General features: G+C 67.0%; 13 protein-coding genes and 1 pseudogene. 8 read left to right on the top strand and 6 right to left on the bottom strand.

Annotation, left to right across the window (positions count from 1 at the left end; genetic code table 11):
• The 4 genes and pseudogenes from ACFDSW_RS09375 to otsA all read left to right on the top strand — a co-directional run.
• A pseudogene (locus ACFDSW_RS09375) lies at positions 1 to 422 on the top strand (hypothetical protein); the annotation flags it as partial.
• Positions 423 to 492: 70 nt separating this feature from the next.
• Positions 493 to 1,242, top strand: a complete 750-nt coding sequence (gene otsB, locus ACFDSW_RS09370) for a trehalose-phosphatase (protein WP_375250023.1) — start codon at positions 493 to 495, stop codon at positions 1,240 to 1,242.
• 20 nt (positions 1,243 to 1,262) lie between these two features.
• Entirely contained in the window at positions 1,263 to 3,053 is a 1,791-nt protein-coding gene (locus ACFDSW_RS09365; protein ID WP_375250024.1) for a glycoside hydrolase family 15 protein, read from the top strand.
• The gene (gene otsA / locus ACFDSW_RS09360) at positions 3,035 to 4,435 is read left to right on the top strand and encodes an alpha,alpha-trehalose-phosphate synthase (UDP-forming) (protein ID WP_375250022.1); all 1,401 of its coding nucleotides are present in this window, start codon (positions 3,035 to 3,037) and stop codon (positions 4,433 to 4,435) included. The genes ACFDSW_RS09365 and otsA overlap by 19 nt, the downstream gene beginning before the upstream one ends.
• Here the strand turns inward: otsA and ACFDSW_RS09355 are convergent.
• From ACFDSW_RS09355 to ACFDSW_RS09335, 5 genes are all read right to left on the bottom strand, one after another.
• Positions 4,432 to 5,535, bottom strand: coding sequence for a mechanosensitive ion channel family protein (locus ACFDSW_RS09355; RefSeq protein ID WP_375250021.1), 1,104 nt, complete (start codon positions 5,533 to 5,535; stop codon positions 4,432 to 4,434). The two genes, otsA and ACFDSW_RS09355, sit on opposite strands and share 4 nt — an antisense overlap.
• Before the next feature lie 136 nt (positions 5,536 to 5,671).
• Positions 5,672 to 7,312 (bottom strand): long-chain-fatty-acid--CoA ligase, encoded by a 1,641-nt coding sequence (locus tag ACFDSW_RS09350; protein WP_375250020.1) that lies wholly within the window; start codon positions 7,310 to 7,312, stop codon positions 5,672 to 5,674.
• Entirely contained in the window at positions 7,312 to 8,475 is a 1,164-nt protein-coding gene (locus ACFDSW_RS09345) for an acyl-CoA dehydrogenase family protein (protein WP_375250019.1), read from the bottom strand. Before ACFDSW_RS09345 ends, ACFDSW_RS09350 begins: the two co-directional genes overlap by 1 nt.
• 111 nt (positions 8,476 to 8,586) lie before the next feature.
• Positions 8,587 to 9,264, bottom strand: coding sequence for an NnrU family protein (locus ACFDSW_RS09340; protein ID WP_375250018.1), 678 nt, complete (start codon positions 9,262 to 9,264; stop codon positions 8,587 to 8,589).
• A gap of 17 nt (positions 9,265 to 9,281) precedes the next feature.
• Positions 9,282 to 11,078, bottom strand: a complete 1,797-nt coding sequence (locus ACFDSW_RS09335; RefSeq protein WP_375250017.1) for a peptide MFS transporter — start codon at positions 11,076 to 11,078, stop codon at positions 9,282 to 9,284.
• Between the two features lie 132 nt (positions 11,079 to 11,210).
• On the opposite strand from ACFDSW_RS09335, the gene ACFDSW_RS09330 reads away from it, so the two are divergent.
• Genes ACFDSW_RS09330 through ACFDSW_RS09320 form a run of 3 tightly spaced genes read left to right on the top strand, consistent with a single transcriptional unit; the run spans position 11,211 to position 12,715 of the window.
• A complete protein-coding gene (locus ACFDSW_RS09330) occupies positions 11,211 to 11,798 on the top strand; it encodes a nitroreductase (protein WP_375250016.1) in 588 nt (195 codons plus the stop codon).
• 44 nt (positions 11,799 to 11,842) lie between these two features.
• A complete protein-coding gene (locus ACFDSW_RS09325; protein ID WP_375250015.1) occupies positions 11,843 to 12,214 on the top strand; it encodes a GntR family transcriptional regulator in 372 nt (123 codons plus the stop codon).
• A 15-nt stretch (positions 12,215 to 12,229) separates the two neighbouring features.
• Entirely contained in the window at positions 12,230 to 12,715 is a 486-nt protein-coding gene (locus tag ACFDSW_RS09320) for a hypothetical protein (protein WP_375250014.1), read from the top strand.
• An 88-nt stretch (positions 12,716 to 12,803) separates the two neighbouring features.
• Here the strand turns inward: ACFDSW_RS09320 and ACFDSW_RS09315 are convergent, their stop codons facing one another.
• Entirely contained in the window at positions 12,804 to 14,474 is a 1,671-nt protein-coding gene (locus ACFDSW_RS09315; RefSeq protein ID WP_375250013.1) for an acyl-CoA dehydrogenase, read from the bottom strand.
• 37 nt (positions 14,475 to 14,511) lie between these two features.
• Here ACFDSW_RS09315 and ACFDSW_RS09310 point away from each other — a divergent pair.
• On the top strand, positions 14,512 to 15,038 hold a 527-nt coding region (locus tag ACFDSW_RS09310; RefSeq protein ID WP_375250012.1), incomplete at its 3' end, for an L-threonylcarbamoyladenylate synthase.

The following is a 15,038-nucleotide window of genomic DNA, read 5'->3' as shown; positions in this document are numbered from 1 at the left end:
TCGCCGCGCTGGCCTGCCGGGGGCCGCGCGAGGCGACCATGGTCGCCCAATACAATGCGCTGCTGGCCGAGCAAAAGACCGGCCTCGCCGCGGCGGAGGCGACGCTGGCGAACGAATTCCGCGCGACCGTGTCCGGCGACTGGCGTGATCGCTACGACGACGACATGACGCGGCTGTACAATTTCTTCGCGCAGGACATGGCCCGTGACGGCTTCTGCCGTGCCGCCGAAGCGACGCTGACCGACGCGCAGGGGCTGCCGGCGGAGCGACTCGCGCCCTTTGCGGCGGAGCGGCTGCCCGGGCTGGAACGACCGTTCACCGATTTCTTCACCGCCTATGATCGCTGGCGCAGCGGGATGCTGGTGCCGGCGCCGCGCGCTGCGCCGCCGGTCTTGCGGGTGGATATCGCCGCGCTGGGCTGATCGGTCCGCGGCGCCCGCGCGGACCACGACCCGCATTGCATCCCACCGCCGGGCGCGTCACAGGGCGCGCATGGACGACCTTGCCCCGCCGCCCGCCGATCTGCTGCGTGATGCCAGCCTGTTCCTCGATTTCGATGGGACGCTGGTGGCGATCGCGGAGACACCCGATGCGGTGGAGGTCGCCGCCCGCGTGCCCGCGTTGCTGGAACGGCTGTCGCGCGCGCTGGACGGTCGTGTCGCGATCGTGACCGGCCGGCCGGTCAAGGAGGTGCGCGCGTTGCTCGCCCCCGCCGCGCTGGTCGTGGCGGGCAGCCACGGCCTGGAAATGGCGGACAGCGCCGGCACGATCGAAGCGCCCGATCGCCCCGCCGCGCTCGATACCGTGCTTGCCGCCGCGCATGATCTGGCCCGCGATCATCCCGGCATGCTGATCGAGGACAAGCCGTTCGGTGTGGGGCTGCATTATCGCCGCGCGCCGGCGGCCGGCGCGGCGGCGGGGGCATTGGCCGACGATCTGGCGCAGGCATATGGCCTGATCGTCCAGCGTGGCAAGATGGTGGTCGAATTGCGCCTCGCCGGCCGTGACAAGGGCGCGGCGGTCGAACGGTTGATGGCGGAACCCGGCCGGCGCGCCAAGCGTCCTGTGTTCATGGGGGACGACGTGACCGACGAGGCCGGGTTCCGGGCCGTGCGCGCGATGGGCGGCGCCGGCGTGCTGGTCGGTGCGCTCCGCGATAGTGATGCCGTCTACCGCCTCGACGATGTCACGGCGGTGCTCGACTGGCTGGATGAGGCCGCCCGGCAGATAGGACGACCGTGACGACGACAACCACGAACCCGATGAGCCCGACGACCACGCTGGATCTGTGGCCGATCGGCAATTGCCAGGTCAGCGCGCTGGTTGATCGCGGCGGACGGTTCGTATGGGGGTGCGTGCCGCGGGTGGATGGGGATCCCCTGTTCTCCTCGCTGCTCGGAGGAGATGCGGCGGACAGCGGCTATTGGTCGGTCGCGCTCGAAGACAGTATCGCGGTCGAGCAGGAATATATCCGCAACACGCCGATCCTGGTCACCCGCCATCGCGATTCGCAAGGCGGCGCGATCGAGGTGATCGACTTCTGCCCACGTTTCCAGCGCGAGGGGCGGACGTACCGCCCGGTGGCCTTTGCCCGGATCATTCGCCCGATCGCGGGCAGCCCGCGCGTCAAGGTGGCGCTGCGGCCGACGTGCGGATGGGGCGGGGGGTGCCGCGAGCAGATCGGCGGATCGAATCATCTGCGTCTGTTGCTCGACACGCTGGCGCTACGGCTGACGACGACCGCGCCGATCGCGATGGTGCAGGAGGAACGCGCCTTTCGGGTCGAGCGCCCGCTGCACTTCTTCCTCGGCCCGGACGAGAGCTTCCAGGGCGACCTGGCCAGTTCGGTCGACCTGATGCTGTATCGCACCACGCAGGAATGGCAGGCCTGGGTACGCGGGCTGGCGGTGCCGCTGGAATGGCAGGATGTCGTCATCCGCTGCGCGATCACGCTGAAATTGTGCCAGCATGAGGAAACCGGCGCGATCGTCGCGGCGCTGACCACCTCGGTGCCCGAACATGCCGGCTCGCAGCGCAACTGGGACTATCGTTTCTGCTGGATCCGCGATGCCTATTACACGGTCCAGGCACTCAACCGGCTCGGCGCGCTCGACGTGCTCGAAGGATATCTTGGCTATCTGCGCAACATCGTCGATGCCGCGCGTGGCGGGCATATCCAGCCGCTCTACGGCGTGCTCGGCGAGGCGCACCTGCCGGAGCGCATCGTCGAGGCCTTGCCGGGCTATCGCGGCATGGGCCCGGTGCGGGCCGGCAACCAGGCGGCGGAGCAGATCCAGCACGATGCCTATGGCCAGATCGTCCTGTGCTCGGTCCATTCCTTCTTCGATCAGCGGTTGTTCCGGATCGCCGGGGTGGAGGATTTCGAGTCGCTGGAGCGCGTCGGCGAGCGCGCCTGGGCCAATTACGATCAGCCCGATGCCGGTCTGTGGGAGCTGCGCACGCGACAAAGCGTCCACACCTATTCCAGCGCGATGTGCTGGGCGGCGTGCGACCGGCTCGCCAACGCCGCCGAGCGGCTGGCGCTGCCCGACCGTCAGCGGCTGTGGGCGGACCGCGCCGAGATCATCCGCGCGCGGATCGAGGAGGCGGCGTGGCGCGAGGGGACGCGCCGCATGTCCGCCACCTTCGGCGGCGACGATCTGGACGCCAGCGTGCTGCAATTGCTCGAACTGCGCTTCTTCAACGCGGATGATCCACGCTTCATCGATACGCTCACTGCCATCGAGAAGGGGCTGCGGCGTGGGTCGACGATGCTGCGCTACGATACCGAGGACGATTTCGGCCTGCCGGAAACCGCCTTCAACTTTTGCACCTTCTGGCTGATCGAGGCGTTGTTCCTGACAGGACGCAGCGACGAGGCGCGAGCGTTGTTCGAAGAGATGCTGTCGCGCCGTACCGCTGCGGGCCTGTTGTCGGAGGATATCGATCCGGCGAGCGGCGAATTGTGGGGGAATTATCCGCAAACCTATTCGCTGGTCGGCATGATCAATTGCGCCGCCATGCTGAGCAAACCATGGAGTCATATCCGTTGAGCCGCCTGATCGTCATCTCCAACCGGGTTACCGCGCCGACAGGATCGAACTCGGGTGCGCAGGGCGGGCTGGCGGTGGCGATGGCGGCGGCACTGCGCGAGAATGGCGGGCTGTGGTTCGGCTGGTCGGGTGAGCAGACCGAGCATTTCACCGGCCATATCAACTTCCAGCGCGGCGAGGGCGTGACGACCGCGACGGTCGACCTGGAGGAACAGGACGTCGAGGAATATTACGACGGCTACGCCAACCGGACATTGTGGCCGCTGTTTCACTATCGCATCGATCTGGCCGAATATGAGCGTGATTTCGCGGGCGGCTACAAACGCACCAATCAGCGCTTCGCCGATACCGTCCGTCCGTTGATCGAGCCGGACGACCTCGTCTGGATCCAGGATTATCACATGTTCCCGCTCGGCGCCGAGCTGCGCAAGCGTGGTTGCGACAATCGGATCGGCTTCTTCCTGCACATTCCATGGCCGCCGCGCCGTCTGCTCGGCACGCTGCCCAATGCGCGGGAGCTGGTGGAATCGCTGTTCGCTTATGATCTGATCGGTTTCCATACCGAGGAGTGGCTGGAATCGTTCTGCGATTTCGCCCGGCAGGATATGGGCGCGACGATCGAGGACAATGTCGCGCGGCTGGGCGATCGCTCGGTGCGGCTGATGGCGTGTCCGATCGGGATCGACGCCGCGGCCTTTGCCGACATGTCAAAAAGCGTGCCCGCGCGGCTCGCCTATCGCCGGATGCGCGATTCGGCGGACGGGCGCGACATGATCGTCGGGGTCGACCGGCTGGATTATTCGAAGGGGCTGGAGGAGCGGTTCCTCGGCTACGAACGCTTCCTCAACGAACATCCGGAGGAGCGGAAGGAAGTGTTTCTGCTTCAGATCGCTCCGCCCAGCCGGGTATCGGTCGAAAGCTACCAGCGTATCCGGCAGTCGCTCGAAGGTCTGTCGGGGCGGATCAACGGCGCCTATGCCGATGTCGACTGGGTGCCGATCCGCTACGTCAACCAGGGCTATCCCCGCGACCAGCTGGCGGGCATCTATCGCGCGGCGAAGATCGGGTTGGTGACGCCGCTGCGCGACGGCATGAATCTGGTCGCCAAGGAATATGTCGCGGCGCAGGACCCCGAGGATCCCGGCGTGCTGGTGCTGTCGCGCTTCGCGGGCGCGGCGGAGCAGATGCCGGACGCGCTGCTGGTCAATCCCTATAGCGCGGAGGAAATGTCCGACGCGATCTATCAGGCGTTGCGCATGCCCCGTGACGAGCGCGTGCGCCGCTGGGAGCGATTGATGGCGGGCGTCCAGGAAACCGACGTCACATGGTGGGCGGATCGATTCCTTTCGGCGCTGGAAAAGGTGCCGTCCGCGGTGAATTAAGCCGGATCGTTCGGTACGGGCGTATCCAGCGCCACCCGCGCGCGGCGCTGTAGCAATGCCTCTGGCATCTCTGTGCGAATATAGGCGAGCAATGCCTCGCGCACGTCGCAGCGCAGGTCGAATGCGGTCGAGGCGTCCTTCGCGGTCATCAGCCCGCGCAGTTCGATCGAGCCATCCGGCTTGGTGTCGGTCAGTTGCAGGTTCCAGAAGCGCCCGTCCCAGCGCGGATTGGCGGTGACAATCTCCCCCAGCTTCGCGCGCAGTCGCGGCACGTCGGCGGTGGGATCGACGTACCAGAAGACGCTGCCCAGCAGGGCGCTCGACTGGCGGGTCCAGTTCTGGAAACTTTGTTCGAGGAATTTCGACACCGGCACTACCAGCCGGCGTTCGTCCCAGATCTTCACCACGACATAGGTGAGCCGGATCTCCTCGATCCGTCCCCATTCGCCGTCGATGATGACGACGTCGTCGATGCGGATCGGTTCGGTGAAGATCATCTGGAACCCGGCGATCAGGTTCTTCAGCGCCGGTTGCGCCGCCGCGCCGACCGCAAGCCCCGCCAACCCCGCCGAGGCGACCAACGTCACCCCCAGGGTACGGACCGCGGGGATCGTCATCAGCATCGCACAGATCGTCACCAGCATGATGATCGAGACGAGGATACGCTGAAAGATGCCCAGCCGCGTGCGTCGCCGCCGCGCGCGCAGATTGTCCACGACGGTGATGTCGGCGTGGCGGATCATCACGTCGATGACGGTGCCGACCGCCACGATCGCGCCCCAGCCGAGCAACCCGGGCACGATCAGCGCGGCCGCACGTGCCCATAAGGTGGCGGTGGAGCGGTGCAGGTCGAGCGCCGGCTGCACCGCCGCCAGCGCGATGACGATCATCAGCCAGCGCGACAGCGTGTTGATCCGTTCGACGAACACCGCGCCGGTGCCTTCGGGGTGCGCGCGGGTGGCGCGCCGCGCGATCCAGATCAGCACGCGGTGCAAAATCACGGCCGCGATGACCGCGGCCATGACATAGATGATGCCCGTCAGCCATTCGGGCAGATCGCGCAGCCACGCGCGCGCAGGTTTGAGCAACCCCGCCATCATGTCTCCCCTTGTCCTGAAAGGCGCCAACGTGGCGCGTGGCGGCGGTGTTCCCGGCCCCGCCGCCTTCCCGCCCCCGGATCAGTACCGCGCCGGCGTTGCTGCTTTCAGTGGTGGAGACGAAGCTCGGCCGGTCGGCTTACGCCGCCAGCCCCGGCAGGCGATAGTCCGCCATCTGCTGCCGGATCAGCTTCTTGTCGATCTTGCCGGTCGCGCCGAGCGGGATCGTGTCCACCACCACCACGTCGTCGGGCATCCACCATTTGGCGATCTTGCCGTCGAGGAAGGCCAGCATCCCGTCGCGGTCGCAGCTTTCCCCCGGGGTCAGTTGCACCAGCAGGATCGGCCGCTCGTCCCATTTGGGATGCGGCACGCCGATCACCGCCGCGATCGCCACCGCGGGATGCCCGGCCGCGATATTCTCGATCTCGATCGAGCTGATCCATTCGCCGCCCGACTTGACGATGTCCTTCGCGCGATCGGTGATCTGCATATAGCCCGCCGGGTCGATCGTGGAGACGTCGCCGGTGTCGAAAAAGCCTTCCTCGTCCAGCACGTCGCCGCCTTCGCCGCCGAAATAGCCCGAGGTGATCGTCGGCCCCTTGATCTTCAGATGCCCCGCGGTCCGGCCATCGTGCGGCAGGCGGTTGCCGGCATCGTCCGTCAGCTTCAGTTCCAGCCCGCAGACCAGCCGCCCCTGCATGCCCTTGCGACGTACTTGTTCGTCATAAGGCTGGGTCAGCACCTCCGCGGTGGCCGAGGAGAGCGTGGCGAGCGGCGAGGTCTCGGTCATGCCCCAGCCCTGGATCACCTCGACATCATATTCGTCCTGGAAGGCGCGGATCAGCGATTCGGGCGGCGCCGATCCGCCGATCACGACCCGTTCCAGCGTGGTGAAGCGCTGCCCGGTGTTGCGCAGGTGCTGCAACAGGCCCTGCCATACCGTCGGCACCGCAGCGGAGAAGGTGACGCCCTCCTGTTCGATCTGCTCGAAGATCGACTGGCCGTCCATCCGCTGCCCCGGCAGCACCAGTTTCGCGCCCGCCGCCGGCGCGGAATAGACCACGCCCCAGGCATTGGCGTGATACATCGGCACCACCAGCAGGATCGTATCGCGCTGCGACAGCGCCAAAGCGTCGCGCTGCAAGGTCATCAGCGTGTGCAGGTAATTGGAGCGGTGCGAATAGAGCACGCCCTTCGGATTGCCCGTCGTGCCGCTGGTATAACATAGCCCGCATGCCGATCGCTCGTCGAACCCGCCCCAAGGCGTGTCGACCGGCTGGTCCGCGATCCAGCGATCGAACGCGATCGCCGGGAACGGCACCTCGGGCATTTCATCGTCACCACACAGGAAGATCACGCTTTCGATCGTCGGCGCTTCTTTCAGCAATGGCGCGATCAACGCGGCGCAGGCCGGATCGGCGAACAGGATGCGATCCCCGGCGTGGCGAGCGATATAGGCGATCTGTTCGGGAAACAGGCGCGGGTTCAGCGTGTGCAGCACCGCGCCGATATTGGTCGTGCCGTACCAGGCGGCGAGGTGGCGGGCGCCGTTCCAGCCCATCGTCGCAACCCGGTCGCCGGCCGCGATGCCGGCGGCACGCAATGCGGCGGACACCTGTTTCGCGGTCCGGTGCAGCCCGGCATAATCGGTGCGCGATGTCGCGCCGTTCATGTCGCGCGACACGATCTCACGCCCGCCATGCCAGGCCGCCGCATGATCGAGGATCCGATCCACCGTCAGCGGGACATCCTGCATCAACCCGAACAGTTTCGACATCAGCTCTCCTTTGTGTTTTTCCAGTCGCGCTTGATCTTCTTGGCGAGGCTCCATTTGTGCACCTCGGTGGGGCCGTCGTAGATGCGGAACGCGCGCACCTCGCGGAACACCTGCTCGACGATCGTGTCGCCGCTCACCCCGGTGCCCCCCATCACCTGCACGCAGCGGTCGGCGATGCGCATCAACGCCTCCGACACCGCCACCTTCGTCATGCTGCTCTCGGTGGTGCCAAGCTGGCCGTCATCGAGCACGCCCGCACACCAGTCGATCATCAGCTCGGCCTGTTTCAAGTCGATCAGATTTTCCGCCAGCATGAACCCGACGCCCTCGTGATCGACCAGCGGCTTGCCGAAGGCGTGGCGGCGGCAGGCATAGTCGGTGGCGATTTCGTGCGCGCGCTGGCATGCGCCCAGCCAGCGCATGCAATGCGTCAACCGCGCGGGCGCCAGCCGTATCTGTGCGAGCTGAAATCCCTCGCCGGGTTGGCCCAGCATCTGATCGGCCGGCACGCGCAGCCCGTCGATCGTCACCACCGCATGGCCGCCGGGCATCGAGCTGTCGATCGTGTCGAGCACCCGCTCGATGCGGATCGCGGGATCGGGCAGATCGACGAGGAACATCGTCGCGCCTTCGTCGGCCTTGGCCATGACGATGCCGACCCTCGCGCCCTCCGCCCCGGTAATGAATGCCTTGCGCCCGGTGACGAGCCAATGGTTGCCGTCGCGTTCGGCACGGGTCTGCATCATCGACGGATCGGAGCCGGCGCCCCCGTCCGCCGCTGGCTCGGTCATGAAAAAGGCGGAGCGTGCCTCGCCGCGGACCATCGGATCGAGGAAACGCGCCTTCTGCTCGGCGCTCGCGCGGCGGCCGAGCAGATACATGTTGCCCTCATCAGGCGCGGCGACGTTGACCGCCACCGGGCCGAGTGGCGACAGGCCGGCGGCGCGCAGCACGATCGCAACCTCACGATGATGCAGATGCGTCCCGTCCTCCAGGATATGCGGCGTCAACACCCCGGCGGCGCGCGCCCTGTCACGCAATTCGCTGACGAGATCGTCGGACGGGCCATGCGCGCCGCAGCGCGGATCGCGTTCATATGGCGAGACGATATCGCGCACGAAGCGCTCTACCTTGTTCGCGATCGCGATAGCGTCGGTCATCATCCTCTCAGTCCCCTCTTCTGCCAGAACGGGACCGCTTTGTCGCGTTTCGTTTCGTGTCGCCAGTAGCCAGCGTAACTTTTGTTCTGTCGGCGCGAGCGGCGTGGACGGGGATCAGTAGATCCAGCGCCAGATGCCCGCGGCCCAGCCCGCCAGCGGCCAATGCGCCCAGGTTGCCGCCAGCCACACGACGAAACCGCCGCCCAGCGCATGCCCGCCGAGCGATCCGATCGGCCGCCCGGACGCGAACGGCAGGAAGCTGGTCCGCGCTTGCCATTGTGGCCAGAAATCGGGCTGCAGCCGCGCCTTCTTGCGATCCTGCAGATGCGCGCCGATCAGCGCCAGCACGATGATCGCGCCGGCCAGCACCAGGTTCGACGGGTCGGGATAGACCAGGATATGCGCCACGCCCCATAATGCGAACGCCCACATCATCGGATGGCGGGTGATCGCGAAGACGCCGCGTGGCTCGGGCACGGCGGCCGGTGCGGCGCGGGTGGGATCGGGCAGCGCGGGATTGCGCACCAGCGATCCCATGAACAACACGCTGGCGATCAGCATGATGACGGTGGCGATCGCCCACAACAGGTCACCGACCGGCCATAGCGGCGCGGCGGCTGGCGCACCGCGATAGGCGATCGCCAGCCAGCCGAGCGTGAGGAAGGCGACCAGCGAATAGACGATCAGGAAGCCACGCTCCCCAACCCGCGCCACGATCGGCGCGCGCAGCGGGTGCGACAGGAGGAAATGCGTTCCGACGAACGCGACGGCGGCCAGGGCAACTTCCTCCATGTCATTCTCCTTCGCGGCTATTGGACTCCGTGCATCCACTTCTTGATCATCGGTGACAGCGCCAGCAGCACCGCGCCGATCATCGCGGCGGTCACGCCGATCGTCCAGAAGACGTTGTTGTAGGTGTCCAGGCTGACCTTCAGATTGGTCACCTGCCCGCCGACCGTCTCAACGCTGGCCACCTGCGCGACCGCGCCGGCGACATATTGCGCGACCGAGATCGACAGGAACCACACGCCCATCATCAACCCGACGACGCGCGCGATCGACAATTTGGTGATCATCGACAGGCCGACCGGGCTGATGCACAATTCCGCGATCGAGTGTATCATATACAGGCCTGCCAGCCACCAGATCGCGACCTTGAAATCGGTCCCCGCGTATCGCCCGCCCCACACCAGGAACAGGAAGCCCGCGCCGACGCCGATCAACGCGAGCCCGAATTTCACCGGGATCGATGGTTCCTTCCCCATCGCCGCCAGCTTGGTCCACAAGGCCGCCATCACCGGCGCGAAGGCGACGATGAAGAAGGCGTTGAAGAACTGCGTCTGACCGGCCGAGATGGAGAACAGGCCGAAGATCGACAGATCCGTGTTGCGATCGGCGAACAGCGTCAGCGACGATCCCGCCTGTTCGAACAGCGTCCAGAACACGACGTTGAAGACGATCAGCACCATCGCGGCCAGCATCATCTGGAATTCGGTGCGCGTCCCCTTCGCCCAGGACCAGGCGAGAATCGCTGGAACGCCGAACAGGAAGGTGCCGAACAACAGCTTGCCCATCAGCGGCAGCGCCAGGACATAGCCGACCGGCCCCGATCCCGCGACCGGCGCGGGGGCGTTCATCAGATTGGTGAACAGCAGATAGAACAGCGGTACGCCAAGCAGCGCGGCGGCGTAGATGCCCAACGCTCGATCGCGTGCCCCCTCGCGCACCGGCGGTTCGCCATAGCCGCGCAATCGCCCGCCATCGAACTGGATCAGGAACCAGCTGAACAACATGCCGAACGCCGCGAGCCCGAAGCCTGCCCACCAGCCGATCGTGGTCGCGAGCAGCGGACACAGCAATTGCGAGAACAGCGAACCGAGGTTGATCCCCATGTAAAAGATCGTGAAGCCGGTGTCGCGGCGGCGGTCGCCGGGTGCGTACAGCTCGCCCACCATCGTGGAGATGTTGGGCTTGAAGAAGCCGTTGCCGACCGACACCATGCACAGCGCCAGCAGCATCAGCGTCACGAAGAACGGGCTGCGATCGCCTTCGGACTCGAACCCACCCTTGGCGATGGTGCGCTGGGTCGCGCCGCTGGCGTCCAGCAGCGAGACAGTGCCGTCGTCATTGCCGCGAATCGCCAGCTTGCGCGCGCCATCGACGACGTAGCGCGTCTCGACGCCGTCGCGCTGGTCGACTGTCACTTCGTATCGCTGGCCGTCGACCAGCGCATAGGGCGTCGCGGTCTGCCCGCCGAAGCATAGCGTGAAATATCCCAGCGCCATCAACAGCGCGCCGAACTTCACCGCGCGCTTCGATCCCAGATACTGGTCGGCCAGATAACCGCCGACCAGCGGGGTCAGATAGACCAGCGCGGTGAAGCCACCGTACAGGCCGGTCGCCGCGCGATCGCCGAACAGGAAATGCTTGGTCAGATACAGCGTCAGCAGCGCACGCATGCCGTAGAAGCCGAACCGCTCCCACATTTCGGTCGTGAACAGCCGGGCGAGCTGGCGCGGGTGGCCGAACCACGTCGCCTCCGCCGCCGGATTGACGTGGCTGATATCCGGCTCGCGCGGGGTGTCCGCGGTCGGGGTTTCTACCATTATCTGGATACGCTCCTGAACAGATCGCGGCGCATGATCGGCGCGCGGGATGGTTGCGACGGAGACTAGCGTCAACGACGGCGCTGTAAATATGCGGACGACAAGCGAAATCGGGTGCGATAAGCGCCGGGCATGCTCAACGACATCAGCACGCCGCTGTCGCTGCTCGCCACGCGCCGTTCCGGCAAGCCACGCGACCTGGTCGCGCCCGCCCCGTCGCACGATCAACTGGTGGCGATGATCAAGCTGGCGGCGCGGACGCCCGATCACGGCAAGCTGGCGCCGTGGCGGTTCGTGATCGTCGGCGATGCGCAGCGTGATAGGCTCGCGACGCTGCTGGTCGAAGCCTATCGCAACGAACGCCCGGCGGCGAAACAGGTCGAGCTGGACGCGATGGCGCAATTCGCGCGGCAGGCCCCCGCTTTGGTGGTGGCCTTGTCATCGCCGCGGACGGACAGCCATATTCCGCTGTGGGAGCAGGAACTGTCGGCGGGGGCGGCGTGCATGAACCTGTTGCACGCGGCGCATGCGCATGGCTTCGCCGCCGGCTGGCTGACCGGATGGCCGGCCTTTTCGGATCAGGTCCGCGATGCCTTCGGCGCCGCACCGGAGCGGATCGCGGGATTCTTCTTCATCGGCACGCCCGCGCGCGCGCTGGAGGAGCGCCCCCGCCCCGATCCGACATCGCTGTGGAGCGACTGGCGTCCTGATCTGGGATAAGAAACGCCGCTCGACTTTTCGGTCAGTTGCTGTATTAGTGCACCATGGCAGCGCTGAGCAGCGACGACTCCCCGGTGTACCTTCGACTGCGCGGCACGATCGCGGCGGGAATCCTGCGGGGGGATTATGGCGCTGGCGATCAGCTTCCGTCGGTACGCGCGCTGGCGGCCGAACATGGCGCCAATCCGTTGACCGTCGCGAAAGCGTATCAGAGCTTCCAGGACGATGGCTATGTCGAGGTACGGCGCGGCGTGGGGATGTTCGTGCTGCCCGGCGCGGCGGAGCGGTTGCGCCATGCCGAGCGGGAGGATTTCGTCGCGCACCAATGGCCGCGGATTCGCGAGCGGATCGATCTGCTTGGCCTTGAAATGACCGATCTGGTGGGGGCCGCCGGGTTGGACCGGCGCCCCGCCTGACGTTATAGCACGCGCATGCGCCGCCTGATCCCGCTCGCCGTGCTGGCGATGCTCGCCGCCTGTCAGCGACAGGCCGACCCGCCACGCCCCGTCGCGTCGCCGACCCGCGCGGCCGCGCCGCCGGCCGCATCCCCCACACCCCATGCCGACCTGGCGCGCTACATTGGCCAATATCCTACCGACGCGGTGGCGCCGGGCGGGGATTTCCTTGGCGATGCGATGGTGCGCGACGCGGTCGCATCGGCAGTGCCCGACGCCGCGATCCGTGCGCGGGTGCTCGATCGCGACGTGACGGCGACCCCGATCGCGCTGGTGGAGGGCAGGGTGCTGTCCTATGGCTGCGAACCGCACAATTGCGGTCCGCATAATTGGGCGATCGCGGTGACGGCGGACGGAAAGAACGCCGCGGTCTGCTATTACGATCAGGATCGCGACATCGCCCGCTGGTATCCGGCGGATGCGGGCGCGAAACCCGAAGGCGGGTGCCCTTCGGGAGAGTAAGGGGCTTTGCGCGGGGCGGGGCAACGAGTGCCTGCCCCACGCGCGGGCCGCGCTCCTGCTCCGCTGACGGACGGGCGTGATGCGGCGATCAGAAAGCGTCCGCTGGGAGCGCGTACAGCGCCGACGCCGGCGCGTTCGCGGCATCCTCCAGCCCCAGCGCCTCGGGCACGATCTGATCGAGATAGAAGGTGGCGGCGGTGCGCTTGACGATATCGGCCCCGTCCGCCGCCGCCTGGCGCTCCATCAGCCATCCGCAGGCGGCGACCGACAGCATCGTCAGGAACGGATAGCTCGCCGCCTGACGATCGTCGCTTTCCGCGCCTTGCAACCGCCGCCCCACCGCCGCGCAGGCATCGATCAGCGTGATCAGCCGGGGGTGCCGCGCCGCCGCGCGCATGTCGGCGATCAGGTCAGAAAAGGCGCCACCATTCGCCATCGACAGCTTGCGCCCGACGAGGTCCGCCGCCTGGATGCCATTGGTGCCTTCGTAGATCGGGGTGATGCGCGCATCGCGAAAGAACTGCGCCGCGCCGGTTTCCTCGACATAGCCCATGCCGCCATGCACCTGAATGCCGATGCTGGCGACCTCATTGCCCAGATCGGTGGCGTGCGCCTTTGCCAGCGGGGTCATGATCTCCAGCCGCTCCCTGGCCTTTTCGTCGCCCAGCCCGGCGCGGTCGACCATGCCGCAGGCGTAATAGACCAGCGCGCGAGCCGCCATCGTCTGCGCCTTCATCCGCAGCAGCATGCGGCGCACATCGGCATGTTCGACGATCGCGGCGGCCTGCCCGTTTCGCGCACCCTGCACCCGTTCGCGCGCATAGGCGGCGGCCTTTTGCGTCGCGGCCTCGGCAACCTGCACCCCCTGCAGGCCGACATTGAGCCGCGCGTTGTTCATCATCGTGAACATCGCGCGCATGCCGCCGAATTCGGGGCCGATCAGCTCGCCGATGCAATCGTCATGATCGCCGAACGACAGCACGCAGGTGGGGGAGGCGTGCAACCCCATCTTGTGCTCGATCGACACCACGCGCACGTCGTTGGGAGTGCCGTCGAGGCGCATCTTCGGAACGAGGAACAGCGAGATGCCGCGCGTCCCCGCCGGCGCTCCGGGGGTGCGGGCCAGGACCAGATGGACGATATTGTCGGTCAGATCGTGGTCGCCGAACGAAATGTAGATCTTCGTTCCCTTGATCGCGAACCGCCCGTCGCCGAGCGGCGTCGCGGTGGTACGCAGCGCGCCGACATCGCTGCCGGCCTGCGGCTCGGTCAGGTTCATCGTGCCGGTCCATTCGCCCGTCGCCAGCTTGGGCAGATAGGTCGCCTGCTGCTCGGGCGTGCCATGATGCTGCAACGCCTCGATCGCGCCGACCGACAGGATCGGCGCCAGCGCGAAGCCCATATTGGCGGTGCCGAGCGTTTCCAGCACCGCCGCCTGGATCACGAATGGCAGCCCCTGGCCACCGAATTGCTCGGGCACGCCGATCGTGCCCCAGCCGCCCTCCACATAGGCGCGATAGGCATCGCGATAACCCTCCGGCATCACCACGCCATCGGGCGTCCAGCGCGCGCCGACGGTATCCCCCGCGCGGTTGAGCGGCGCCCATTCCCCCGCGGCGAACTGCGCGATCCCTTCCAGCACCGCATCGACCACGTCGGGGGAAGCGGCGGCGAAGCGATCATCGCGCGCCAGATCGTCGATGCCGACGACGTGATCGAGGACGAAACGCTGGTCGGCAACGGCGGCGGTGAAGGTCATTTCTCTCTCCTGGACGATGCCGCTATAGCCGCTCGCGATGCACGCTCAACTCCCCGCGATCCGACGCTACGGCACGGCCACGATCGAGGCGGCGGCGGCGCTGATTCGCGCCGGTGCGATCGTCGCGGTGCCGACCGAGACGGTCTATGGCCTCGCCGCCAACGCGCGTGATTCGGCGGCGGTGGCCTGTATCTACGCGGCCAAGGGTCGGCCCAGTTTCAATCCCTTGATCGTCCATGTCGTGGATCGCGAGGCGGCGGAGGCGATTGCGCATTTCGATGCCGATGCGCGCGCGCTGGCCGATCGTTTCTGGCCCGGACCGCTCACCCTGGTATTGCCGTTGCGGGCGGGGGCGGGGATCGCCCCGCTGGTCACCGCCGGTCTCGACACGGTCGCGGTGCGGGTGCCCGCGCACCGCGCGATGCGGGCGCTGCTGGCGGAAACCGCCCTGCCGCTCGCCGCGCCATCGGCGAACGCCAGCAACGCGATCAGCCCCACCTGCGCCGACCATGTCGTCGCCAGCCTGGGCGAGCGCGTGCCGCTGGTGATCGACGATGGCGCGAC

Source organism: Sphingomonas sp. (assembly GCF_042091075.1).
Taxonomy (GTDB): Bacteria; Pseudomonadota; Alphaproteobacteria; order Sphingomonadales; family Sphingomonadaceae; genus Sphingomonas.
Note: the sequence above shows the minus strand (reverse complement) of the source record. Positions and strands in the feature narration are given on the sequence as shown.